The organism is Methylobacillus caricis, from assembly GCF_020532705.1.
Lineage (GTDB): Bacteria > Pseudomonadota > Gammaproteobacteria > Burkholderiales > Methylophilaceae > Methylobacillus > Methylobacillus caricis.
Genome location: NZ_JAJAVD010000003.1, coordinates 38400 through 62505 on the forward strand (window position 1 = coordinate 38400; position 24106 = coordinate 62505).

At 50.3% G+C, this 24106-nt stretch carries 21 protein-coding genes and 1 riboswitch; of the genes, 9 read left to right on the top strand and 12 right to left on the bottom strand.

Annotated features, from left to right (window positions below; all coding sequences use genetic code 11):
- Nucleotides 1-80 precede the first annotated feature (80 nt).
- The 4 genes from cobT to LG200_RS09470 are packed head-to-tail and all read left to right on the top strand — an operon-like array spanning nt 81 to nt 3950.
- Nucleotides 81-1139 carry a nicotinate-nucleotide--dimethylbenzimidazole phosphoribosyltransferase gene (gene cobT, locus LG200_RS09455; protein ID WP_226757380.1) on the top strand — a complete coding sequence of 353 codons (1059 nt, stop codon included), beginning with the start codon at nt 81-83 and terminating at the stop codon, nt 1137-1139.
- A complete protein-coding gene (locus LG200_RS09460; protein WP_226757381.1) occupies nt 1136-1879 on the top strand; it encodes an adenosylcobinamide-GDP ribazoletransferase in 744 nt (247 codons plus the stop codon). Before cobT ends, LG200_RS09460 begins: the two co-directional genes overlap by 4 nt.
- A gap of 6 nt (nt 1880-1885) precedes the next feature.
- Nucleotides 1886-2461, top strand: coding sequence for an alpha-ribazole phosphatase (gene cobC, locus LG200_RS09465; protein WP_226757382.1), 576 nt, complete (start codon nt 1886-1888; stop codon nt 2459-2461).
- A 37-nt stretch (nt 2462-2498) separates the two neighbouring features.
- On the top strand, nt 2499-3950 hold the full coding sequence (locus tag LG200_RS09470; protein ID WP_226757383.1) for a tetratricopeptide repeat protein: 1452 nt from the start codon (nt 2499-2501) through the stop codon (nt 3948-3950).
- Nucleotides 3951-3959: 9 nt separating this feature from the next.
- Here LG200_RS09470 and cobD read toward each other — a convergent pair whose 3' ends face one another.
- Together cobD and cbiB are read right to left on the bottom strand one after the other, a co-directional pair.
- Nucleotides 3960-4934: a threonine-phosphate decarboxylase CobD gene (gene cobD, locus LG200_RS09475; RefSeq protein ID WP_226757384.1), complete on the bottom strand. Its 975-nt coding sequence runs from the start codon at nt 4932-4934 to the stop codon at nt 3960-3962.
- The gene (gene cbiB, locus LG200_RS09480) at nt 4927-5880 is read right to left on the bottom strand and encodes an adenosylcobinamide-phosphate synthase CbiB (RefSeq protein WP_226757385.1); all 954 of its coding nucleotides are present in this window, start codon (nt 5878-5880) and stop codon (nt 4927-4929) included. Before cbiB ends, cobD begins: the two co-directional genes overlap by 8 nt.
- Before the next feature lie 14 nt (nt 5881-5894).
- Here cbiB and LG200_RS09485 point away from each other — a divergent pair, with 14 nt between their 5' ends.
- A complete protein-coding gene (locus LG200_RS09485) occupies nt 5895-7397 on the top strand; it encodes a cobyric acid synthase (RefSeq protein WP_226757561.1) in 1503 nt (500 codons plus the stop codon).
- 226 nt (nt 7398-7623) lie between these two features.
- The gene (locus LG200_RS09490; RefSeq protein ID WP_226757386.1) at nt 7624-8244 is read left to right on the top strand and encodes a hypothetical protein; all 621 of its coding nucleotides are present in this window, start codon (nt 7624-7626) and stop codon (nt 8242-8244) included.
- Here LG200_RS09490 and LG200_RS09495 read toward each other — a convergent pair.
- The 10 genes from LG200_RS09495 to LG200_RS09540 form a co-directional block, all read right to left on the bottom strand.
- The gene (locus LG200_RS09495) at nt 8231-9661 is read right to left on the bottom strand and encodes a PepSY domain-containing protein (RefSeq protein ID WP_226757387.1); all 1431 of its coding nucleotides are present in this window, start codon (nt 9659-9661) and stop codon (nt 8231-8233) included. The two genes, LG200_RS09490 and LG200_RS09495, sit on opposite strands and share 14 nt — an antisense overlap.
- Before the next feature lie 13 nt (nt 9662-9674).
- Nucleotides 9675-11759: a TonB-dependent receptor gene (locus LG200_RS09500; RefSeq protein WP_226757388.1), complete on the bottom strand. Its 2085-nt coding sequence runs from the start codon at nt 11757-11759 to the stop codon at nt 9675-9677.
- A 65-nt stretch (nt 11760-11824) separates the two neighbouring features.
- Nucleotides 11825-13915, bottom strand: a complete 2091-nt coding sequence (locus tag LG200_RS09505) for a TonB-dependent receptor (protein WP_226757389.1) — start codon at nt 13913-13915, stop codon at nt 11825-11827.
- Nucleotides 13916-14126: 211 nt separating this feature from the next.
- Nucleotides 14127-14339: riboswitch (cobalamin riboswitch) on the bottom strand.
- A gap of 25 nt (nt 14340-14364) precedes the next feature.
- The gene (locus LG200_RS09510) at nt 14365-14949 is read right to left on the bottom strand and encodes a hypothetical protein (RefSeq protein ID WP_226757390.1); all 585 of its coding nucleotides are present in this window, start codon (nt 14947-14949) and stop codon (nt 14365-14367) included.
- A gap of 3 nt (nt 14950-14952) precedes the next feature.
- Nucleotides 14953-15426, bottom strand: a complete 474-nt coding sequence (locus tag LG200_RS09515) for a DUF6644 family protein (RefSeq protein WP_226757391.1) — start codon at nt 15424-15426, stop codon at nt 14953-14955.
- A gap of 21 nt (nt 15427-15447) precedes the next feature.
- Nucleotides 15448-15945 (bottom strand): DUF6644 family protein, encoded by a 498-nt coding sequence (locus LG200_RS09520; RefSeq protein WP_226757392.1) that lies wholly within the window; start codon nt 15943-15945, stop codon nt 15448-15450.
- Between the two features lie 91 nt (nt 15946-16036).
- Nucleotides 16037-17005 (bottom strand): hypothetical protein, encoded by a 969-nt coding sequence (locus tag LG200_RS09525; RefSeq protein ID WP_226757393.1) that lies wholly within the window; start codon nt 17003-17005, stop codon nt 16037-16039.
- Nucleotides 17006-17047: 42 nt separating this feature from the next.
- Nucleotides 17048-17848: a hypothetical protein gene (locus LG200_RS09530; RefSeq protein ID WP_226757394.1), complete on the bottom strand. Its 801-nt coding sequence runs from the start codon at nt 17846-17848 to the stop codon at nt 17048-17050.
- Between the two features lie 39 nt (nt 17849-17887).
- Complete coding sequence (locus tag LG200_RS09535; RefSeq protein WP_226757395.1) at nt 17888-18319, bottom strand: DUF6152 family protein; 432 nt, start codon at nt 18317-18319, stop codon at nt 17888-17890.
- A 362-nt stretch (nt 18320-18681) separates the two neighbouring features.
- The gene (locus LG200_RS09540) at nt 18682-21315 is read right to left on the bottom strand and encodes a TonB-dependent receptor (RefSeq protein ID WP_226757396.1); all 2634 of its coding nucleotides are present in this window, start codon (nt 21313-21315) and stop codon (nt 18682-18684) included.
- Between the two features lie 424 nt (nt 21316-21739).
- Between LG200_RS09540 and LG200_RS09545 the strand changes: the two genes are divergently transcribed.
- The 3 genes from LG200_RS09545 (at nt 21740) to LG200_RS09555 (ending at nt 24081) form a co-directional block, all read left to right on the top strand.
- Entirely contained in the window at nt 21740-22180 is a 441-nt protein-coding gene (locus tag LG200_RS09545; protein WP_226757397.1) for a rhodanese-like domain-containing protein, read from the top strand.
- A 474-nt stretch (nt 22181-22654) separates the two neighbouring features.
- A complete protein-coding gene (locus LG200_RS09550; RefSeq protein ID WP_226757398.1) occupies nt 22655-23545 on the top strand; it encodes a dienelactone hydrolase family protein in 891 nt (296 codons plus the stop codon).
- A 14-nt stretch (nt 23546-23559) separates the two neighbouring features.
- Entirely contained in the window at nt 23560-24081 is a 522-nt protein-coding gene (locus LG200_RS09555) for a GlcG/HbpS family heme-binding protein (RefSeq protein ID WP_226757399.1), read from the top strand.
- Nucleotides 24082-24106: the final 25 nt, after the last annotated feature.

The following is a 24106-nucleotide window of genomic DNA, read 5'->3' on the forward strand; positions in this document are numbered from 1 at the left end:
AATATTCGATTTTTATTTCTGCCATTCAAAAATCACTTATGCTCGGGTATGCTCGCTGCTTGATTTGAAAAGAAGATTTCATGATTTCACCCCTCCTTGTTTTTAATGTAGAACCTCTGGATAAAAGTCTGCAAGTCCAGTTGCAGTGCAATATAGATAACAAGACCAAACCTCTGGGTGCCTTGGGCACCATTGAAGGGTTGGCGTTACAGGTTGGGTTGATCCAGAATACATTGACGCCAACCTTGGAGCGTCCGGTCATGTTGGTGTTTGCAGCAGACCATGGCGTGGTGGAGGCAGGGGTCAGCCCTTATCCGCAGGCGGTCACTCAACAGATGGTGCTCAATTTTCTTGCAGGGGGCGCTGGCATCAACATTTTTGCCAGGCAGCACAATATGCGGATGCGGGTGGTTGATGCGGGCGTGAACCATGAATTTCCTGCCCATCCTGACCTTATCCGCGCAAAAGTGGGCATGGGGACCAATAATTTTCTTCATGGGCCGGCGATGACTGCCGGGCAATGTGCACAAGCATTGCGCAGTGGACGTGCATTGGCACACGCGGAAGCAGCTTCTGGCAGCAATGTCATGGGCTTTGGTGAAATGGGAATAGGCAATACAACCTCAGCCTCAACTCTGGTTTCCGTATTGTGTAGCCTGCCGGTCGAGCAGTGTGTAGGGCGTGGTACCGGGCTTGATGCTGCTGGTGTGGCAAGGAAGGCTGCGGTGATTCGGGAAGCGATTGGGCATCATCAGGTATCTGCTGAAGATCCCATGCAGGTATTGGCAATTTACGGTGGTTTTGAGATAGCCATGATGGCAGGAGCCATGCTGGGAGCAGCAGAGCGCAAGGTGATCCTGCTCATTGACGGATTTATCGCGACAGCTGCATTGTTGGTGGCAAGTCGCATCGCTCCAGAGATTCTGGAGTATTGCGTCTTTGCCCATTGCTCGGACGAGTCCGGCCATGTCTTGTTGCTGGAAAAGCTTGATGCCAAGCCATTATTAAACCTAGGCTTGCGCCTGGGCGAAGGTACAGGCGCGGCATTGGCTTATCCCTTGCTGCAGGCAGCCGTGAATTTCCTCAACCAGATGGCTTCTTTCGAGTCTGCCCAGATCAGCCGTCAGGAAGGCTCATGAAGCAGCAATGGCGTTTGCTGCTGCTGGCGCTGGGATTTTTTACCCGGTTGCCCTTGCCGGAAATCAAGGATTTTCGGCAAAGTGACCTGAATGAAGCTGCGCGTTATTTTCCACTGGTCGGTTGGCTGGTCGGAATTGTGGCTGCCGTGGCAGTGGGGCTGCTGGGTGATATTGTGCCGCTTGAGGTAGCGATTATCCTGAGCATGATGGCGACAGCCTATTTGACTGGCGGCTTTCATGAAGATGGCCTGGCGGATAGTGTAGATGGGCTGGGGGGAGGGTGGGAGAAAGAGCAGGCGCTTACTATCATGAAGGATTCGCGTCTAGGCAGTTATGGCGCGATGGCCCTGGTATTTACATTGTTGCTTAAGTTTGAAAGCCTGCTGCATATTTCCGTGACTTTGTTGCCATTAGTGCTGTTTGCCGGGCATGCCCTGAGTCGCCTTGCTGCTGTCTTGGTGATTGCGACACAGGACTATGTGCGTGACGAGGGCAAGGCGAAGCCCCTGGCGCATCACTTATCCAAAACAAGTTTGTTGCTGGCGGCATTGTTTGGCCTGTTGCCCATGCTTTTCCTCTCTTTGCAGCTATGGGCTGCCATGCTGCCGGTAGCCGTTGTCTGGATATGGTTCAGCCTCAAGTTGAAAAAACGCCTGGGCGGATATACGGGAGATTGTCTCGGTGCCATGCAGCAACTGACTGAAATAGCCTTTTATCTGGGCGTGTTGATCTGGAGTTAATGTTAAGTGGAAATTTATTTAATCAGGCATACCACGCCTGATGTGCTGACGGGAACTTGTTACGGCCAAAGTGATGTGGATGTGACGGAGACTTTTCTTGCGGAGTTTGATGCCTTGCATCCCAAACTCCGCCATGTGCGCGAACCAATCATTTACACAAGTCCTCTGCAGCGTTGCCTCAAGTTGGCGCAATCCATGGCAGCCACATTCAGTCCGCATCAAGAAGTGAACCAGGATGCCAGGCTCAAGGAACTGAATTTCGGTGATTGGGAGATGCAGTCCTGGGGCGATATTCCGCGTGGGTTGGTGGATGTCTGGGCGGAGGATCATGTGCAGCAGGTGCCTCCCAATGGCGAGTCTTTTCACCAATTGTCGCTGCGTGCAGGCGAATTTGTGCGGGAGCTTGACCATCGGGATCGTCCGGCATTGGTGTTTACCCATGCCGGAGTGATACGGGCAATTACCGGATATGCACTGGATTTACCGCTTATACATACGTTTAAGCTGCAAATTGACTATGCTAGTGTGACGAAAATCGTGATTGAAGATAAGGTGACGCGAGTAGCTTACGTCAATAGATAAGCCATGCATTCACATCCATCGTTAGCAAGGAGGCAGCGTGTCGGTTAAGCCGTTATTGGCTAAGGCGGATGCTTTGCTCGCGCAGGAAAAGCACAACGAGGCACTTGAAACCTATAATCAGGTGCTGGCACAGGATGCCTCCAATTTTGATGCGCTGGTGGGGTGTGGCCGTGCGCTCACTGCATTGCGCCAGTACGATTTTGCCCTGGCACATTTCAACTTTGCCCTTACTATCAAGCCGGATGCAGCCATCTGTTATCACTACCGTGCCCTGGCCTACCACGGTGCCAAACATTTCGATGAGGCCCTGCTCGACCACCAGAAAGCACTGGAGCTGAATCCCGGCGAAATCGCCACCTTTCTTAACCTTGCCAATACACTGTCCGAGCTTGACCGTGCCCAGGAGGCACTGGAGTTCTATAACGGTGTGATAGAAATGTCACCAAACTATGCGATTGCCTATAACAACCGCGGCAACCTGTTCCTGGATAACCGGATGATAGAAGAAGCCCTGGTGGATTATGCCAAGGCTGCCAAGCTGGACCCAGGCCAGAACAAGTTCCGCTGGAACCAGGCGCTGATGCTGATACTCCTGGGACAATATCAGGAGGGGTGGAAGTTATACGAGGCGGGTTTTGATACTGCGGGATTTGCGCGTGGCGAACGCAAGCGCTGCCCACAACCCCAGTGGCAGGGACAGTTTGACGTCAAGGGCAAGCGCGTGTTGCTGTATGCAGAGCAAGGCTATGGTGACACCATGCAATTTTGCCGTTATGCGCACAAGGTAGCTGCGCTTGGCGCACACGTCATTCTTGAGGTACAGCCGCCGCTGGTGGAGCTGCTGAAAAGCATGAGCGACCAGTTCATTGTGGTGGCGCAAGGAAGTGGCTATACCGACTTTGACTATCATTGCCCCATCATGAGTCTGCCCATGGTATTTGGTACCACGGTAGAAACGGTGCCGGCCGAGGTGCCTTATCTATTTGCCGATAAGGGCCGGCAGGCGGCATTTTCCCTGCCAGTCACGGACAAACCGCGTGTAGGCCTGGTCTGGAGCGGTTCCACCACTCACAAGAATGACCACCGGCGCAGTATTCCGCTGGCCACACTGGCTGATATGCTTAAATTGCCTGTCAGCTTTCATTGTTTGCAGAAAGAAATCCAACCGCGGGATCAAGCCTTGCTGGCAGAATTGCCATCGATAGCAAACCATACTGCACAGCTGAAGGACTTCAAGGATACAGCCGCTCTAGTGGACGCCATGGATCTGGTGATCAGTGTCGACACTTCTGTGGCCCATCTGGCAGGAGCATTGGGTAAGCAGGTCTGGATATTGTTACCGTTTGTGCCGGATTATCGCTGGTTGCTCGATAGGACAGACACGCCATGGTATCCAACTGGCCGCTTGTTCCGCCAACCAGTGCCGGGGGATTGGCAAAGTGTCATGGCGGAGCTTGGGACAGCTCTCAACTACCTGTTGAAAACCTAGTTGCCGTGCTTAAAGGTGTTGAAACGCTGTTTCTACCCTTTGCCAGTCCTGACCGGCTGGCAGCCCGAAACGCAGGGCTGATTGATCGCTGAACAGCCGGGTCCATATCCCCAGCTTTGCCAGTTGCTGGTGGATGCAACAGGCGTTTTCTGTTGGCACCCAGTGGAACAAGGGAGTGGATCCGGATGGGGGCATGTCATAGTGAGTCAATAACTTGCCCAGCCGGTCACTGTCATCAAGCAGGCGCGTGCGGGTTTCTTCTTGCCATGGTGTGTCGCTCAATGCTGCTTCTGCGACAAAGCGTGCCGGGCCACTGACCGACCATGGTCCCAATATTTCCTCGCATGCTGCCAGCAGGGCGGGTTCAGCCAGCATAAAGCCTACGCGCGCACCGGCCAGGCCAAAAAACTTGCCCAGTGAGCGCAGGACAATCAACCCGGGTTTGCCGACTTCTTTGGCGATACTAAAGCGTGGGGTACAGTCCATGAACGCCTCATCTACGATCAGCCAGCCATCATGTTTAGCCAATTGCTGATGCCAGGCAAGCAGTGTATCTGCCGGAATGACCCTGCCGCTGGGGTTGTTGGGGTTACAAACAAGCAATACATCCGTGTTATCTAATATGGAAGGGCCGGGCAGGGCCTCAAGTTGCCTGACATGATGTCCCTGTCGTTGCCAGGCCCATGCATGCTCTGTATACATGGGCCCCAGCACGGTGACACGGCTTTCCGGGCGCAAGCGTGGCAGTGCCTGTATCGCGGCCTGGGAGCCAGAAGTCGGCAATAAATTCGGGGTGTTGTAATAAGCGCGTGCTGCCTGCTCAAGTGCCAGGTCGATTTCCGGTAGGCGTTGCCATGTAACCGCAGGGATATCCGGTACGGGATACCCTTGTGGATTGATGCCGGTGGAGAGGTCAATCCAGTCCTCCAATGCAATGCCATAATGCCTGGCTGCGGTACGCAGGTTGCCGCCGTGTTCAAGCATGCATGAATCCAGCCATGATACTGAACAGAATAAGCACACCCACCCACAAGCCTATACTGCGCTGAACCAGTGCCACGGCTGCTTGTATATGTGGCGTATTGGCACTGGGCCCGGTTCCCAGGTTGGGTCTGAATTTCATTTGTCCGTGGTAGGGAGCTACGCCGCCAAGTGTGACCTGCAATGCGCCAGCCCCTGATGCCATCACCGGTCCAGCGTTGGGGCTATACCAGCTTGGCGCCTGTTTCTTCCAGCTTTGCAGCGCAGTGCGGGTATGGCCGCATATTGCGTAGCTCAAGGCAGTGAGGCGAGCGGGGATGAGGTTGAAAATGTCGTCCAGACGGGCAGCGGCCCAGCCAAAATAGAGGAACCTGGGCGTGCGGTAGCCCCACATCGCATCCAGCGTGTTGGCCAGCCGGAACATGAGGGCGCCGGTGCCACCGAATAATACAAACCAGAAAATCGCGCCAAAGATGGCATCATTGCCGTTTTCCAGTACGGATTCCACGGTGGCGGTGGCTATCTCGGCCTGGTTCAGGTCCTGCGTATCGCGGCTCACGATCATGCTGACCGCCTGGCGGGCTTGAGGGATATTGCCTTCTTGCAGCGCCTGGTAAATCCGCATGGCGTGTTCCTTGAGGCTGCGCGCCCCTATGGCAAAGTAAAGCAGCAGGATATCGAGTATCCATCCGTAAACTAAATGCGTAAACCAGTAGGCCATAGCCATTGGCGGCAATAACAGCGCAAGCCAAGCCACCAGCCCGCTGGCCCGGGAAAGCAAGGAAGTTTGCTGCCGGTTCATGTATTTTTCCAGCCAATGAGCCAGATTGCCAAAACCTGCCAGCGGATGCCATTTTCTTGGTTCACCCAGCAGGCAGTCCAGCAATAATGCCGCGATCAACAGGGCTGGGGTTGCAAGGAAAGTAGTGGGATAATGGGTCAATGACATACGCCAAAACATTGATGGTTCAGGGGACCACCTCTGATGCGGGCAAGAGCACACTGGTGGCTGCGATATGCCGGGTATTGTACCGCAGGGGGGTGCATGTGGTGCCATTCAAGCCGCAGAACATGGCGCTAAATTCAGCCGTCACCACGGATGGCGGCGAGATCGGACGGGCACAAGCCGTGCAGGCGCAAGCATGTGGCCTGGCACCACACACCGATATGAACCCGGTGCTGCTGAAGCCCAATAGCGATACCGGTTGTCAGGTGATCATACACGGCAAGGTGGCCTGTAACCTGGAGGCCAACGCCTACCATGCCTATAAGCCCACCGCCATGAAAGCGGTGCTGGCTTCCTGGCAGCGATTGAGTGAGCAATACCAATGCGTGGTGGTGGAGGGCGCTGGCAGCCCGGCGGAAATTAACCTGCGCGAGAACGATATTGCCAACATGGGATTTGCCGAAGCGGCGGATTGCCCGGTGATCCTGATTGCCGACATTAATCGCGGCGGCGTGTTTGCCCACCTTGTAGGCACTCTGGCCTTGCTTTCTGAGTCAGAAAGAGCACGCATTATTGGTTTTGTCATCAATCGTTTCCGTGGTGACGTTGCCTTGTTGCAGCCCGGGCTGGATTGGCTGGAAAAGGAAACCGGCAAGCCGGTACTGGGAGTGCTGCCGTATCTGCACAACCTGCATATAGAGGCCGAGGATGCCGTTGCGCGTGAAATACTGGAAAAACCGCAAACTTGGCTGCGCGTGGTTGCCCCAGTATTGCCGCACGTCAGCAACCACACCGATATGGATGCCCTGCGCCTGCATCCGCATGTGGATTTCCAATTCATAGAGCTCAACGAGCCCCTGCCGCCTGCTGACCTGATTATCCTGCCAGGAAGCAAGAATGTACGTGGCGATCTTGCCACATTGCGCTCACATGGCTGGCAGGAAAAGATCGCGCGTCATTTGCGCTATGGCGGCAAGGTGCTTGGGATCTGCGGCGGTTTCCAGATGCTGGGGCAGAAGGTCCATGACCCCCATGGCATAGAAGGGGATGCCGGCTCCAGCGATGGTTTTGGCTGGCTGGAGATGGAAACTACTTTGACCAGGAAAAAGCACCTGAAAGAAGTTGAAGGCAAGCTGACCTTTGCCGATGCCACCGTGACTGGCTATGAGATCCATATGGGCGTGAGCAGCGGCCCTGCCTTGAAACACCCTCTGCTCTATATCGGCACACAGGCAGAAGGGGCCTTGTCAGGAGATAACCAGATAGCGGGCACTTACCTGCATGGATTGTTTGATCACGCTGAAGCTACAGAGGCCTGGCTGGCATGGGCAGGTTATCGCCAAGTGGCAGCTGCGGAAGCAGAAATGGCACGTTATGACTATGTCGCGTTGCGCGAAGCCAGCCTGGAACGTTTGGCTGATGAAGTGGAGCGGCATATGGACTGGGACAGATTGTCTCTTTATCTGCCATCAGCTCCTATTCATAAAAAAATAACGCATTATCTGGGGGACATACCATAGGGAAGGCTAGGCTGTTTCGCGGTGCATTTTTTGGACCGTGATGTCGCTAGGCGCAGGCAGACTACCCTGATCATTAACAGCGTTTCTGGGCGAAATGCTGTTTGTTTATGTACTTCAGCCGCGTCAGGCAGGGAAGACTATAATGCTGGCAGGCAACAGCATCCTGCGCAGACAGGATCAATCTTGATACTTACTTCTCGGGGTACATTCCAAGGCAGGAGAGCATATGGCAAGTCACATCAACACCCCACCGGAAGCCCAGGACCCAGGCAAGAAGCCAGGCATCATTGCCTTGTTGCTCTCGGTATTCGGTGTGCCCTTGATTGGCACTATCGTTGGCCTGTATGCCTTTTTCAAGTCACGTACCGCCGGACACAGCAACCTGTTTGCAATTCTTGCAATCGTCATCAACCTGATTTATACGATTTTGCTGCTACTGTTCCTGAGCGGCATCATCTATGTGTCCAAGACTGCCCTGGAGCAGCGCAAGCAGGAGGATGTCCTTGAGACGTTAACGCAGCTACAAGAAAAAGCCGAGCGCGCAGCCGGCAATGTTGATACTGACCGTATTGCCGAAGAGCTGCAGGCCAAGATCGAAATGTACCATCAGGAGCACGGGACTTATCCTTCTTATGGTCAACTGCTGTCTGAGCGCGGCCCGCTGGGTTTATCCGAGGAGCAGCGGGAGGTGCTGGTGAATACGGCAAAACCGCGTAGTATGCGCGTGGGTTTTCAGGCTTGCGTGGCTTCCAATGGGGTAGGAAGTGGCGCCATCGTGACGCCAGGGTCAGGGAATGCGCCGATGATCGTGGGTAGTTGCAACAACACTGCCGCTAGGCGCGAGTAAGTCGACGCCAACCCATCACGAGTCCGGCGACGCTGAGGATGGTGCCGCCGAGTGAAAACACGATTACGATCACCCAGCGAGGAACCTCGGCGTTGTCGAAGGGGGCAAAGTCCAACCGGTGCAGCGCAGCGAACAGCCAGCGATAGATGCGGCTGTCGCTGTCGTGGGATGCCACAATGCGGCTGGTGGCGGGGTCAATGTAATAGGTGGTCTCCACCGCATCATCCAGATCAATGCGTATTACCGGTGAAAGTGTTTCCAGATGTTTGCCGTAATAATAGCGGTCCCCATGTTGCAGCAGCGCGGCCTGCTTTACCTTGCTCCCAGGCAGCAATTGCGCCGCTTGAGCGCTTAGGCTTGCGCTACTGAAGCCCGGGAGCGGTTTTCCACTATCGGCATCAAATAACACGGTGCGCTGCTTTGCCAGGCCCAGAAGATAAGGCTTTCCAGCAAAATATAGCCATTCAACCTCGCCGATTTTCTCAGTGTTTTCAATATGAATGGGTAATGCCGGTGGGATGGCGCCGCTTGGCTTGGCAGCCCATACCTGTGATTCGGCAGGACTCAGCCTCCTTCCGGAAAACAAGTCGAAAGGCTTGACTGACAACCATCCGCTGAATAGCCAGGTGAAGCAGAGTACGCCAGCAAACAGGCCGGATACATGATGCCATTTTGCCCAGCCGCGGTATGGAGTTATCCTGCCGCCTTTGTAGCGGCGGCGAATACGTATGCGGTCAATTCCCAGCCAGATGCCGATCAGCCCCATGACGGTGGCAGGCAAAGACAACCACATAATGACCTGGCGCCAGGCTTCAGGGTGATCAAACCGCAGCGGGGTGATGTAAACCCAGTGGATCACAGACCCCAACCAGTTCCAGGCACGCTCGCTACGTGTAGTATCAAGCACGACTTCGCTGGTATGACTGGAGAGATACAATATGTCTCCATTGTCGAATGACACTTGGTAGAGGGGGCGGTGAGGATTGAGGCTGGATGAAATAGACCACAAATCGCGATCCAGTAAGTGAATGGTGCTAATGGATTGTCCGGGTAAAAAGGCGTGGGCTGAGTGTCGAATCAATTCCAGGTTTACAGATAATACCTGGCCGCTATCCGCCCAAATGGAATGCCAGCCGTCTGGCATCATTAGGTGATATACGGGTCGTGCTGACAGCATATTGAGCCTGATTTTGTCAGGTTTTCCACCAAATGTAGCCAATGCCTCGGCCGGATTTACCTTGACTAGCCCAGGATTCACCGACTGCAAATGAGGAATACGTTCTTCCTGCGTCAGCCTGGGATAAGTCACGAACAGCATGACCACCCCAGAAATAAACCATAACAGCACCATGAACCCCAACCCTATCCCCAGCCAGCGATGCCATAGATGAAGGTTGCGTATAGAGAAGAGTTTCATGGCACTTTTTCAATTAATAGCGGAATTCCGCAGTGAGCTCAAACAGCCGGGGACTCCCTATAATTTGTTGCGTGTTATAAGCTGTGGTTGCATAGAATTTATCTGTCATATTACGTATATTGGCTCGCAAAGATACTTGCTTGTTGATGTTCCAGGCAGCGCTGGCATCATATACGGTATAGCTATTTAGCGTGCCCGTGTTGGCATTGTCGCTATAGCGTTTTCCCACATAACGAGCTCCAATACCCGCCTCCCAGACCGGTGTTTCATAGTATAGCCAGGCATTGGCGACTTTCTCGGGGACGTTGAGCGGGGTATTACCAGCTCGGGATACTCCTGATTGAACTAACTCATCAAAGCAAGCATTTAACAATGTAGCATTGAGGTCAACACGCCAATGATCTACTGGAAGCAGGGTAGTTGAGAGCTCGATCCCACGTGAAGACTGTCTGCCGCCCTGCATTGATAGTGAGGCATTGTTAGGGTTTTGAGTCAGAATGTTTTCTTTGGTGATATGGAATATCGCTAATGTCATTTCCCCTTTGTGACTGGGTAGCAAGTGTTTGATACCCACTTCTTCCTGGCGCACTTTTGTCAGGTCGTAAGTAGCATTTACCAGATTCAGCCCAATCAAGTTGTTGACAGGGTCTGTGCCACGACTCAGTTGCCCGTATAGGGAGGTAGCGGGAGTGACATCAAACACCACACCAGCCCTCCAGGTGAGAGGTGTAAATTCTTTAGCAGAATTGGTTTGTCCTGGACGAATTTCTCCAGTTTTCTCGGTATCAATATAATCCTTGCGCAAGCCCACCAGTACTTTAAGCGCATTGGTGATATTCAGAGCATCTTCCATGAAGAATGAGTTTTGCGTGATCTGGGATTCGAAATTTCTCCTTAATGGATCATATCCATAGCCTGGATCAAAACCAGTCAAGCTAACACTTGAATTGGCAGCATTGGAATTTGCATTCCCGTTATTTGTGAAATCAAGATGCATGGAATCCCAGCCAATCAGAAAACGATTCTGGTGCTCTGCAATATTTTCTGTCACAACAAGCTCAATACGATTGCCGTATTGCTTGGTGTCATATTTAAAATTGAAAAAGCTTGAGCGATCTACTAAGGTTGTAGATGCGTTATAGGTGAATTTTTCAAGATTTCGCCATTCGCGCGATGATTTAAAAAAGTAAGTTTCATTTTTTAATTGCACTGTGGGTGATATCGCCCATTCAACCCGGGCGCGAGCACGTGTATCCGTAAACTGCAATTTATTATTGTCAATGTTGTAGTTTGATTTACGTAAAGAGTGCTGGATTTTTCCATCAATCAAAGGAATGCCGTAATTGACCATGGGAGAGTCAACTGCATGATCTAGCGAAAACCCAATGCGAAGATTGTCAGTCGGCTCAAACAGCAATGAGGTCATCAATTTTTGGCTGTCGTAGTCTCCGCGGCTGATATAGCCATTGCCTCCAAGCGCAGAGGCATCGATACGGAATGCACCAATATGACCAATTGCACCGGTAGCGCCTACTCCTGCACGATATGCCCCATATGATCCCGCACCGATGATTGCCTCAAAAGAAGTTTCACGACTCGCTTGTTTACGCACACTATTAATGATGCCTCCCGCAGAACCATCACCGAACAATACAGAAGCCGGGCCGCGTAATACCTCAATGCGCTCGTAGCCCCATGTGTCTGAAGGATAATTCAGCGTACCTGTTGTTAATAACCGCACGCCATCTTCTGCCTGAGCTACTGAGTTGTTGCCTGTAAAGCCACGTGACGAAAAGGCTTGCCCATTGCCAGGGCTACTGATACTGGTCATCCCAGTCGTTCTTGTAACAGCATCCCGAACATAGATATCGCCCCTCTTGTTACTTGTTTCAATATCCAATGTTTCAACGCTGGCCGGTGTTTCCTTGGCAGTGAGTCCAAGCCGGCTACTGGTGGCGTTGACTTTATTAAGCTTTATTCCAGGTTTTTCTGCTTGGCTAGAGACAGTAATTTCTTCTAGTGTGTTTGTGTCTGCCGCATACACAGCTGTTGAGATGGTACTTATTGCTGCAATCTGGATCAGATAATTTAATTTCATGTGTTTCTTTCAGGCAATACAAAGTCTTGGGAAGATGTGCTCTTCCCAAGATAAATAGTCATGGCTTAGTAGCGGAACTCGGCAGTGAGCTCAAGCTGGCGTGGAGTACCTATGGTTTGTTGGGTATCACTATAGGCATAAGCAGAATAGAACTTGTCGGTCAGGTTGCGGACATTGGCACGTAGAGAGAGTTGTTTACTGATATGCCATGCTACGCTGGCATCGTAGACGGTATATCCAGCCATGCTGACCTCATTAGCATTATTGCCATACCGCTTACCAATATAACGTGCACCTATCCCTGCTTCCCACTGAGTTTGCTGATAATAAACCCAAGCATTGGCTACTTTTTCTGGTACGTTTTCTGGTGTGTTGCCAGCGCGTGAGATGCCAGAGTTTCCTTCACTTAGCTCATCAAAACGGGCATTAAGGAGCGTGGCATTAAAATCTAATCGCCAATGATCTACAGGGTATAACGTCGTGGCAAACTCGATCCCACGTGACGATTGTGAGCCACCTTGGATAGAGTTGAGTGGCCTCGATGGGTCGCGTGTAATGATGTCATCCTTGGCGATATGATAAGCAGCCAATGTCCATTCCCCCTTGTGGTTTCCTAGGGATTGCTTAATGCCAATTTCTGCTTGGCGTGAACGGGTGAGGTCATATGTACTGTTAACCAGGCTCAGGCCAAGAAGGTTGGCAATTGGATCTGTACCGCGACTAGATTGCCCGTAAAGAACAGTGTCCGGAGTCAGATTAAATACGGCTCCCACTCTCCATGTCAGCGGGGTGAACTCTTGTACTGAACTTGGACGGTCGGCTCTTAAGCTTTTATTCTCCGTATCAATATAGTCCTTGCGTAGACCGATGATGAGTTTTAAATCCTGGGTGGCATTCCATGCATTTTCTAGGTAAAACGCGTTTTGGGTGATTTGAGCGTCGTAGTTGCGTTGCAACGGATCAAAACCTGTACCAGGATCAAAGTTGGCTAAAGGCAGGCTGGAGTCAACCGCACTAAAATTGCGACTTCCACTATGACGGAAATCCGTATGGGTTGAATCCCAGCCAATCAAGAAGCGATTTTGGTGGCCAAAGATATCTTCAGAAAGAATGAAATCTACACGGTTGCCATATTGCTTCATGTCATGTCTGAGATTGAGATAATCCGTACGATCTACTAGCCGAGTCGTTTCGTTATAGTCATAGACCTCTAGATTGCGCCACTCACGATAAGATTTGAAAAAATAAAATTCATTTCGGATTTGGGCCGTGGGAGAGATATCCCATTCCACCTTTGCCCGAGCACGGGTATCGGTGAATTCCATTTTGTTGTTATCAATGTTGTAATTGGCTTTGCGTAGATAATGGCGAATCTTTCCATCTACCAAAGGGGATCCGTAATTGGCTGTCGGTGATTCGTTGGCATGGTCTAAGGTAAACCCTATGCGGAGATGATCCGTTGGTGTAAAGAGCAGTGAGGTCATGATTTTCTGACTATCGTAATCTCCTCTGTCTATAAATCCATTGCCACCGAGTGCTGACGCATCAATACGGAATGCACCGATCTCACCGATTGCACCTGTTCCACCGACGCCGGCACGGTATGCTCCGCGTGTTCCAGCACCTAGTAAAGCTTCAAAAGATGATTCTCTATTCGCTTGCTTGCGAATGCTATTAATAATGCCGCCTGCAGCGCCATCACCGAATAATACGGAGGCAGGGCCACGCAATACCTCTATGCGCTCATAGCCCCAGGCATCTGACGGATAAGTTTGTGTGCTAGCCCCAGTGGCTAACCTGATGCCATCTTCTGCCTGCGCTACTGCATTATTGCCGGTAAAGCCACGAGATGAAAATGCCTGACCACTGCCAGGATTGCTGATATCAGTAATGCCAGTGGTACGCGTCGCAGCTTCGCGAATCGAAATATCCCCACGCTGTCTGATCGTTTGTGCATCCAATATCTCAACACTAGCTGGCGTTTCCTGAGCTGTTAACCCCAAGCGGCTCGCAGTGGAGTTTTTCTTTTTAAGGTTTAATCCCGGTTTTTCCTGAGCGGCTTGAACCTGAACCTCTTCCAATGTGGCATCTTCCGCCAGCGCCCCGCTGGAGAAAATGGCCAGCATGGAAGTCGCTAGTACATAATTTATTTTCATTAGAGTGCTCCCAAATAGTCGTTCAATTCACAATGACTGGATGTCATGTGGATGACGCTATGATGTTGGAAGGCAGGGAGGGAGATTCATGCTGAAATTGCATCGTGCAATTTGTTCTGGGCAGAAAATGACTTCTTGCCCAATGTCTGCAATGAATAGTGAAGAAAGCGATGAGAACTCGCCGATTTCAGGACACCCCGTCCTTGTTCGAACAACACAGCAACTTACGGCAGGTCTCCTGACTTTCGGGTCATCATCTTGTTTGCGCCTTCCCGAATTAAAAATTCAGTGGCTAATGAATGCCAACAGACTCGCCGATTACAGTTGCGGGGGCAGTCCCGGATTAGGATCTTTATGTCTTCACCGGATTCCCTATTATTTCCCCGGTTGAAAACCGGGGAAAACCGTAAGATAAAAAATGGTAATTTTTATTGGTGTTTAAATCAATATCAGCTCCCAGATAAATGTGGAAAAGTAGGTGTTTTTTCATCCGGATACCAGAATTTTGCATGGCAAGCTTCACAGGCTTGCTGTATACGCTCTCCTGCACGCATGAGTTCTTCCGGATTTTTCTGGTCTATTGCGGTGATGGCTTCATATGCCGTGTCATGCAGCAAATTTGCACTCGCGATAAAAGCCCGGCGATCCCTGGCAATAGCTTTTTCTATATGCTCAGCACCTAATTCCACAGGATGAGATGAGGTTTCAGCTCCATCATGCGCTACTTTGCGGCCAGTGATCAGTAGCAGATTACTGGCTTCTGCCAGGGTAAGTGCGTGTTGGCGAACAGTAGCCCATTCTTCATCTGTCTGCGGACTATGTTCTTCCACCCCGGCACTTGTGATCACAGTGGAAACAGCGTTCCAAACATAGTCAGCATTGGGATCTATGATGGAAAGCATGATTTCCTGCACCGAAGCTGCAGGCTTGAATGGCGGGTCTTTTTCTTCGTCCTGCTGCTTGCAGCCAGATAATGTGGTCAGCATTGAGAACACCAGGATGCTTAGCAGGATAATGCCATGCGGCCTCTTCATTCTTCAGACAAACCCTATGAAACGGCCAGCAAATGCCACGCCAAACCATAAGCTAAGCGTAAAAACCGCAGTCAATCTTGCCAGCCATGGATTAGGTTTTTCCAGCTTTGTAATTACACGATAAAGGGTGAGCTGAATGAATAAGGCCGCTGCAATCAGGTAAAGCTTGATCCAGAAAACCGGGTTGTCATGATAGTGCAGCGCCGCGGGAATAAAGATCAGCAAGCCGGAAAATGCCAGCAGGGCGAACCCCAGCCATATCAACCTTGAGCTTTCATACGCCAGTCTTGGAAGTTCTTGCTGATAAAGGCCAGCACCGAACAGGCGTAAGCTGATGAGGACGATGGGCGCCAACACGAGAATAATGCCAATGATATGGATGATCTGGGCAACGGCCCATAGCATGCGGTCCTGCTTGCCGATGAAAACACCCAGGCCGCTGTTCTGGATGGCGCTGAAAAGTTCTAGACTGGTCATGATGGTTGTCGTTGGATGAGGTCAGTTGTAGCTGAGATAAGGAATCAGGCGACCAGTAATGACTACCAGGCTCCACAGGATAAGTGATGACCAGGCACCGAACTTGACGCCCGCAGGGACAGCGGATGCATGGCTCCAATGTTGTACATCCCTGCCCCATTTGAATTCAAACCAGGCAGCATTAAGCCCGGCCAGGACAATGAATGCCAGTTTCCACAGGAAGACCGGCAGCACAATCAATTTTGGTGCTGCTGCTGCGAACAGCAGGGCACCAGTGGTCATGGTGACGGCAAAGCCGCCAAGTAGCCATGGTCGCAGTTGCTGGAGTATTTGCGGAATAGGCACATTCCGAAACAAGATCCCGACCAGACGCAGGTCTATGAAAAAAAGCAGTCCTACCGACAGTGCAAGGCCAATGAGATGTGTGCCCTCCACAATAGGAAAGGCAAAAAGCGATTCACGCAGGGCAGTCCCGATTTCGGAATCGTAGAGCAGTTCTGCAAATGTTAAGACTGACATTATTGCCTTTGATACTTAACTTGCGGCGCCATCCTTACAGATGGGCACCGCGGTTGAACAAGCACTTCATGGGTGTGCGTAGCGCAATTGACTATTCTGTTGCGGCGCCCATGCCAAATGCGGCATTGTTTTCTGCACAAATACGTTCTTCGCTTTCCAGGATTGCTTGTTTGCCTGCATGTTTGGCCAGGCCCACTTCAAAATGCCATCCATTGGGCTGGTCTTTTTCTGTCCATCTGCGTGCCGGAATAGTGACGGTAAAAGGACGCGTGTATACCGTAGGGTCAGTGAGGACAGCCTCATAGTTGTAGCGCTTGCCATCAGGACTGAAAATGAAGCGTTCCTGGATGTGGCCGTTTTCACTGATGAACTCACCGGTGCGACCAAACAAGGCCTTGCCATTATGGTTGCCCACGTCGACTACTAACGTATTGCCTTCCCAGTGTCCGCGTGAATCACCGTTCCATAACTTGATGTTGTCAGGCAAGTGTGGCTTCTTATCCAGATGGATCAGGCGTGTACCTGAGTTGAAGTAAAACAACACATAGTTGGGGTATTGGCGGATTTCATAACCATGCCAATAGAATGATTTCGGGATGCCGCCTGGGGCGCATCTGGCAAGAGGCTCTACCCATTGCTGCTCTACCGGATCATGGAAATGGGCCTGGAATTCCTTGACCTTTGCCAGCGCCCAAGGCTGGAATGGTACTTCACCGCTGGCCGGGTCACTCACGCGACTAGGCGCACGCTGGTCGCGGGTAGTTTTTGGCGGTCTGCCGGAACCAGGAATGCCGCCCTGGGGATCAGTAAAATTGTTGTGGTTGGCAATTGTGTTGGACCAGAAACCCTGTACATCAGGCTGTCCGTCAGGCAGGACAGGCCCGCTCCATTTACCAGAGGCAATCTTGGGAAAGCTGGATTCCTGATCTATGCCACCATTGGTCTGTGGTGGTGGGGTCGCTGCTTTCTTTTCTTCTGCAATGCTGTTCAGCGCAAGCAGTGACAAGCTGCCGAGAAGAATATACGCAGCAGGTTTAAGGCTGGGTTTTCGTTGAGTCATTGTGTGATACCTGTTGTCCGTTATAGTGCTGGCTGTCCTGGTTTATTGGCTATCCGGCTTGGGTGGATAGTATTGGTCATAATCCAGGGTGAAACGATAATCCTCAATCAGCTGGAAGTTCTTTTCGCGGTGACGATGCAGGATGACACTGATATCAAAAGGACGACTGAATACCTGTGGATCTTCTAGTGTGGCTTTGTACTCAATGGTGTTCTTGTCGAGGAATTTCCACCGCTCTACTACATGCAGCGCGTCGCTGTGAAAGTTGCCTGCTGCATCCAGCCAGGTTTTATCATTAAAGTGTTTGACGTCCACCACGAGCGTATCTCCCTCCCAGCGGCCTCGTGAATCACCCAGCCACCAGTCATTCGGGTCGTCAGGGTGTTCGGTACCATTGGTATATATGGTGCGTACTGAGTGACCAAACTGGAAAAGAATGGTGACATCCTGGGGCCGCTGAAATATCTGGAATGGCTCCGGATAATAGATGCCTCGGGGCGTACCCAGCGTCCAGCCTTTTTTGGCAGGGTCGGCACTAGCCCGTTTTTCGAAATTCTTTTTCTTTTGTTCTAGCGCTTTTGGAAGGTATGGGATGACATGGCCTTCTACGATGCCTGGGCCAGGAGGGGCATCGGCACGGTTGGAATGTGGTTCCAAGCCATAATCGGCGGAACTTGTAGTTTGCCAGATGCCGGAAAAATCCGGTTTACCCTTAATACGGGGAATGTCATCCTTGGCTGATGAGGTACCAGCAATCATTACCAGAGATAGAAAGGTTGCGAGGGAAACCAGTTGCCTGAAATTACCTATGGGATAAAGGTGGGGTGCTGAAAAAACGCTCAAGAAATTTCTCCTGTTGCTATTCGATGATGAGGCAGCGTGTTATTGAGAAACGTCTTTTGCGGTGGGTGCATCTTGGGCGCCACCGGTTTCGAACGAGCGGCCATCAGCTAAAGTGGTGATGACGGCATAGCCGAAAGATTTGCCGCTTTTTGCGCGATAACCCTTGATCGTGACTTCAGTCCCTATAGGCAGGGTGGACTTGGCCAGGCCTTTCTGCTTGAGGCTGAAAGGCGTGCCAAATTCAAAGCCCCAGTTGGTAACATCGCCAGCAGAGCCTTGTACATCCACGTAAATCCAGCTGTGCGGATTAACCAGCTCCAGCTTGGTGACCTTGCCTTTGATTTGGATAGGCTGGTTGCTATCGAACTCAGCTGAGAAAGCATGGTGGGCATTGGCTGGCGCAGAAGCGAAAACCGCAGCAACCAGTGTCAGGGCTAAAGGCCCCAACAACTTCGCATTTAATATTTGCACTGCAAACTCCTTTGAAACTAAATAATTAATGGAGTACAGCTTTGGTCAGAGATATTGATATATGCCGAACGCGTACTCCAAATGTCGAGCTACAAGTGAGCATCTATCATGCCAAGCATTTACAGATATACTTTGAAGCTTAATAAAAGAATAAGGTATTGAAAATTATGGTGTTTATACATAACGTTCTAAGCAGGAAGGGGCTGTGGACACAGTGATGATGTTTAGAATGAAACAGATAGTGTGTTGTTGATTGTTTGTATTCGTACAGTTGGCGATGTTTTACTATTCGTGTGATGAGATAGCAGCATTAAAAATGCCGGCATGAGCCGGCATTTTTAATCGTTTACAACGATATTTTTTTAGAACTTGGTACGCAGCACAACACCTACGTAGCGACGCTGACCAAGACCATCGTAGCCTACAGGGGCAGTGCTTGAGTATGTGTTAACGCTGGTAGTGTAGATCTTGTCAAAGATGTTTTTACCAACAACGTTAAATTCCCAGCTGTCTTTCTTGCCGCCGATGATGCCGAAGCCAGCATCGGTTACAGAGTAGCCAGACTGTTCACCAAACTCAGAAAGTAGATTTTCTACGTTTTGTTTGGAGCGGATTACGGTGCTGAAGAAAGCTTGTGCTTTCAGCCCACCCCAGATCGGTTGTATATAGTGGGCACCAATAATACCGGTGAGTTTTGGAGCGCCAACAATCTGCTTGCCCGTATTGTCGCAAAATGGGGAAACGCTGGTGGGGATCTCCGCCGGGCAAGTGGCAGTATCCCAATCACTGTATTTCGCACGATTATATGCACCACCAAAGGTAAAGCTCAATCGATCAGAGTATAGGTAGCCGCCTTCAACTTCGATACCTGTAGCTGTGATTTCTGGGATATTACCTAGTTGTGAACGATATCCAGTGCCACCAGGTGCGGTTGCATCGGCCACACTCGTTGTTGCTTGATAGCCTTTAACAATGGTGTGATAGATGTTTGCGTTGAACATTAATCGACGATCAAAGAACAAGCCCTTTGTGCCTAATTCAAAGCTGACAGATTTTTCTGGATCAAGAGGTACGACAGTGCCAGTAGTATTGTTAAATGAAATGGCTGGGGACTTCTCACCCCCAGCTGCAGAGGCATAGAACATCAAATCGTCATTGACTTTATAACTTGGGCTGACCAGCCAGGAGATTGAATTGTCATTAAGCTCATCCGCAGTATTTTTTGCGTAGTTACCTATTTGACCATTGCGAATGGCGATAGCATTTGCATCTGTCAGTGCATCTCCACCAGTTGTCCATCTTTGTGCGCTGTTATTCTTATACTCATAGGTTTTGCGTAAGCCTGTGGTTAAGGTGGCCTTTTCTGTCAGGTGCCAGTTCACTTGACCAAATGCGGCATAGCTATCAGTTTCAGGAGTAAAACGAGTGTTAAGCCGCACACCATTTAATGATTGTTGTAATAAGCTTCGATTGGCTATTAAAGCATTATATTGATCGTCATTTGCAAAGAATGCCCCAGCATCTGAACCGTAAGATGCACGATTGGTTTGCGAGGTTTCGGTATGCAAGTAGAAAAGGCCAACTTGATAGTCGTAAAGCTCACCGATGTCTGATGTCCAACGGATTTCCTGAGAATATTGCTTGTGATCAACCAGCGTTCCACTTTGAGCAATGTCAAAACGAGTTTGCTCCTGATCATTGGTAGCGTCAAAGTTGTAGCCTCTGTATGCAGTGATAGAGGTCAGGGTATTTGAACCAATATTCCAATCTAATTTGGCAGATACACCGTAGTTTTTGGTTAATAAGGGTTCTGCTTGACCAATATCAATCTTGTCTTTAGAACCAATAATGGGCCTATACCCGCCAAAATAATCACGTGCTAAGCGAGAGCTATATGTAGTTCCCCTTGACGAGCCATTTGCAAATGTAAGTGGGTCGTATTGGAAAGGCTTGGTATTGCTGTTTTCGTTTGATTCGGAATAGTCTAGGCTGATTTTTGCCCTGAAGTTCTCTGTCGGGGTAATCAGTAATTGGAATTTGCCACCGTAACGATTGCGCTCGTGGAAGCGTTTATCAGCAATCGAACCTTCTTGAGAGTTGTTAATGTTCTCAATATCGCCTTGTTGACGATCAATAAAGAACGACGCCCGATATGCGATGACATCATCGATTAACGCATCGGAAATCGAGCCACGTGCACGTAATGCACCAGGGAAATCACTGCCGTTCTGATTGGCACCGACTTCAGTTTCCAGATAAGTCTGGCGAGTGAAGGTCGGTTCCTTGGTGACGTAGTTGATCGCACCCAGTGTAGTATTTTTGCCTTTTAGTGTTCCCTGGGGGCCACGTAGCACTTCAACACGATCCAGATCTGTGAAGTCTTGATAAGTCATACCAGGCAAGCTGAGGTAAACATCGTCAACAATCGCGCCAACAGCTGCTTCCATAGACTCATCACCCGTGGACTTGCCAATACCACGGATGGAAATACCTGAACGGCGTGCATTTGGTGTGGTGGCTGTGAGTCCTGGAGTTACACGAGTGATGTCATCAACAGTGAAGATGCGCTCTCGATCTAACCTTGGTCCACCAATAACAGAAATAGGGATTGGTACATCCTGCGCAATTTCCTCACGGTTGCGTGAGGTTACCAGTACAACGCCTAGTGCTGCCGCATTGTCCCTGGCCGCTTGCTCTTGTTCATTGATAGCAGTAGCCGGGGCTGCTGCTACAGGCTCTGCCTGGTTGCTGGTTTCGGCAGTGGGAATGCTGTAACGCTGTTTGAGTTCGTTAAGTTCCCTGATCAGTTTAGCGTTCTCCTCTTGAAGAGACTCCACAGATTTTGGGTCGTTCTCTGCAGCATTTGCATAATGGCCAAAGCTACCAATGGCGATACCGGCTACCACGAATGCAGGTGCAGAAGATGCACCCAAGCGTGATAACAGTGTCGCTACAGGCTTTTTATGCAAACGCCCAAGTTTGGAATTGTTCGACATCTAAGTTATTTCCCTTGAAATTGACAAATATTTTTGTGTTAAGCCCATGGCAACATATGTGCCAAAAATAGAGGAATGTATTGGGTTTATTTTTAAATTATTGATTTTTATATAAATTTCATTCTTTTGGGATGTGATGTTTTTGGAGAGGCGAGTGGTTCAACTGTTGCAAAATACTCATCTGTTGCATATCGAACTGATGTTTTTACAACATCGCCGCATGCACACACTGTTGGTTTGCAAACAGGTGCAATGCGAGTTTTTATTGATAGATTGCCAATCTGACTGTGGGATGGAAACTTTTTATATGGCTGATTATTAACCAATTAATTGATGCTGTAGGCAATGGGGTGGAGTGCGGCCGTGGATCTGGCACGCTAACTGCTATTCATCCGCACCTACAATGTATTCCAAAGGAAAATCAATGAGAGTGTTACTGAATGTGCTATGCCTGGCTGCTGTGTTCAACATTGGGTTGGCAACTGCTGCTGACGAAGCAAAGCCTGCGACCCCGGTTTACAAGACCAAGAAATTGGGCAAAGCAGAAATCGACCAATTGCTGGCCAAGCCGGAAAAGTTGGTGGTAATTGATGTGCGCCGCCCTGACGAGCTGACTAAAATTGGCGGTTTCCCGGTCTATTTGAGCATACAGCTGGCTGATTTTGAGAAGAGCCTGGCTTATATCCCCAAGGATCGTACCATCGTGACTGTTTCAAACCATGCAGGCAGGGCATTGAAAACAGGAGATATCCTCATTGATAAAGGGTTTAAGGTGGCTGGCGCTATTGGTGCGCAGAATTATGAGGAAGAGGGAGGCAAGTTGACACGTATCGAAGCTCCCCAGCCTGCTACTGCACAGAAGTAAGAGGTTTTAAGCTTTCCTTTAATCTGCAGGCATATTCTGGAGAAATTAAATTTCCAGCTTATGTCTGTGGATATCCATACTGTTTGATTGAAAGCACTTCAGGATGGTGGAGGTGTTGTTAAAACAACATTTTGCGGTGCTGTGAGACATGAGGTGTGTTAGTGTCGTTTCAAAGGATAGATGGTTTTTATTTTATTATTCAGAGTGTTGTAAGAGCATCATTTATATCCTTTCTTAAAAGTTAATATTGCCGAGCTTGCTGGCATGGTATCTGCTGTTACTGCCAAGTTGATCATTGTTGCTGTTGCGAACGCTGTGTTTCTTCGCGAGCAGTTTGCATGGATAAAAGCACTGGCTTATTCGATCAGGAAGTTTCATGAGAGCTTTCATGATGTATACATAGGGTCACGCTGAAGGTTTGTTCTTTCAATATGATGCGTATGGCTTAAAAGTGACATTAAACAGGAGTTGTGCATGGTACGTAAAACTGCAAAAGATTTTCCGCCAGAAGTATTAAAGGCTTTCGATCAGTACACGCATGGCGAGATCAGTCGTCGTGGCTTTCTTAAAAATGTAGCCAAGTTCACTGTAGCGGGTCTTTCGGCTGAGGCATTATTGCTTTCTCTTTCTCCCCAGTTTGCACAGGCTGAGCAAATAGCTCCCGATGACAAGCGCATTACCGCCACTTGGGTAGAGTTTCCCTCCCCGAACGGCAATGGCAAGGTGAAGGGTTACCTAGTCAAGCCAGCAAAGTTTGAAGGTAAATTGCCTGTGGTGCTGGTGGTCCATGAGAACCGGGGCCTCAATCCTCACATTCAGGATATTGCTCGTCGCGTGGCGCTAGATAATTTTATTGCCTTTGCTCCCGATGCCTTGAATCCATTGGGTGGTTATCCCGGCGATGAAGACAAGGCGCGTGAACTGTTCGCCACATTGGATCAAGCCAAGACACGTGAGGATTTTGTTGCCGCGGCAACTGCATTGAAGACACTGCCAGACGGTAACGGCAAGGTTGGCGTAGTAGGTTTTTGCTACGGAGGCGGCATTTCCAATTTCCTGGCGACCCGCCTGCCCGATCTTGCAGCAGCAGTGCCATTTTACGGGGCTCACCCACCTGCGGAAGACGTCGCCAAGATCAAGGCACCATTGCTGGTCCAATTGGCAGAGCAGGATGAGCGTATCACCTCAGGGTGGCCCGCTTATGAAACTGCATTGAAAGCGGCCAATGTGAAGTATCAGGTTTACATTTATCCAGGCGTGCAGCATGCGTTCAATAACGATACGACACCGCGCTATGATGAGGCTGCTGCCAAGCTGGCATGGCAACGCACTATCAGCTTTTTCAACCAGCATTTGCGTGCTTGATCGGGAGTATGCAGGTGGGATGGAATAAAACTACGGCTGGGGCTTCTATCCTGGCTGTATTAAGTATGATGGCTACCACTGTGGCTGCAGAAACTGCAGTGGAAAAACCTCGTGATGCAGTTGTGCCTGCGGCAAAGGGCATACCATTGGAATTGGCGCTTGAGGCTACACAAGCCAGTATTGAAGCCTGCGGTCGCAAGGAAGGAAAAATAGGTGTCAGTATTATCGATAGCGCTGGCGTGTTGAAAGTGCTTCTGGCCGCGGATGGCACTTCGCCACGAGGTGTCAGCTCCAGCACCGACAAGGCCAGGACCGCGCTTGCGTTTGGGGTGGCGACCAGCAAATTGCATGAACAGGTGGAGACGGATAAAAGTCTCGCGGAAAAGGTCGCGGGAAATCCTGGCTACAACAGCCGTCCTGGCGGGGTATTGATACAGTCTGGCGATCAGCTGCTTGGCGCTATCGGGGTGGGCGGCGCTAAGATTGATGAAGAGTGCGCGCTTGCGGGGCTGGAGAAAATCCAGTCCAGGTTATGAGATATTTACAGGGAATATTGAAGGG

Excerpts from the sequence above, each read along its gene's own strand:
- LG200_RS09460 (WP_226757381.1), top strand. The coding sequence starts at position 1,136 with ATGAAGCAGCAATGGCGTTTGCTGCTGCTGGCGCTGGGATTTTTTACC.
- LG200_RS09510 (WP_226757390.1), bottom strand. The coding sequence starts at position 14,949 with ATGAAGAGGCCGCATGGCATTATCCTGCTAAGCATCCTGGTGTTCTCA.
- LG200_RS09520 (WP_226757392.1), bottom strand. The coding sequence starts at position 15,945 with ATGTCAGTCTTAACATTTGCAGAACTGCTCTACGATTCCGAAATCGGG.
- LG200_RS09505 (WP_226757389.1), bottom strand. The coding sequence starts at position 13,915 with ATGAAAATAAATTATGTACTAGCGACTTCCATGCTGGCCATTTTCTCC.
- LG200_RS09540 (WP_226757396.1), bottom strand. The coding sequence starts at position 21,315 with ATGTCGAACAATTCCAAACTTGGGCGTTTGCATAAAAAGCCTGTAGCG.
- cobD (WP_226757384.1), bottom strand. The coding sequence starts at position 4,934 with ATGCTTGAACACGGCGGCAACCTGCGTACCGCAGCCAGGCATTATGGC.
- cbiB (WP_226757385.1), bottom strand. The coding sequence starts at position 5,880 with ATGTCATTGACCCATTATCCCACTACTTTCCTTGCAACCCCAGCCCTG.
- LG200_RS09490 (WP_226757386.1), top strand. The coding sequence starts at position 7,624 with ATGGCAAGTCACATCAACACCCCACCGGAAGCCCAGGACCCAGGCAAG.
- LG200_RS09550 (WP_226757398.1), top strand. The coding sequence starts at position 22,655 with ATGGTACGTAAAACTGCAAAAGATTTTCCGCCAGAAGTATTAAAGGCT.
- LG200_RS09495 (WP_226757387.1), bottom strand. The coding sequence starts at position 9,661 with ATGAAACTCTTCTCTATACGCAACCTTCATCTATGGCATCGCTGGCTG.
- LG200_RS09485 (WP_226757561.1), top strand. The coding sequence starts at position 5,895 with ATGGTTCAGGGGACCACCTCTGATGCGGGCAAGAGCACACTGGTGGCT.
- LG200_RS09500 (WP_226757388.1), bottom strand. The coding sequence starts at position 11,759 with ATGAAATTAAATTATCTGATCCAGATTGCAGCAATAAGTACCATCTCA.
- LG200_RS09545 (WP_226757397.1), top strand. The coding sequence starts at position 21,740 with ATGAGAGTGTTACTGAATGTGCTATGCCTGGCTGCTGTGTTCAACATT.
- LG200_RS09525 (WP_226757393.1), bottom strand. The coding sequence starts at position 17,005 with ATGACTCAACGAAAACCCAGCCTTAAACCTGCTGCGTATATTCTTCTC.
- LG200_RS09515 (WP_226757391.1), bottom strand. The coding sequence starts at position 15,426 with ATGACCAGTCTAGAACTTTTCAGCGCCATCCAGAACAGCGGCCTGGGT.
- cobT (WP_226757380.1), top strand. The coding sequence starts at position 81 with ATGATTTCACCCCTCCTTGTTTTTAATGTAGAACCTCTGGATAAAAGT.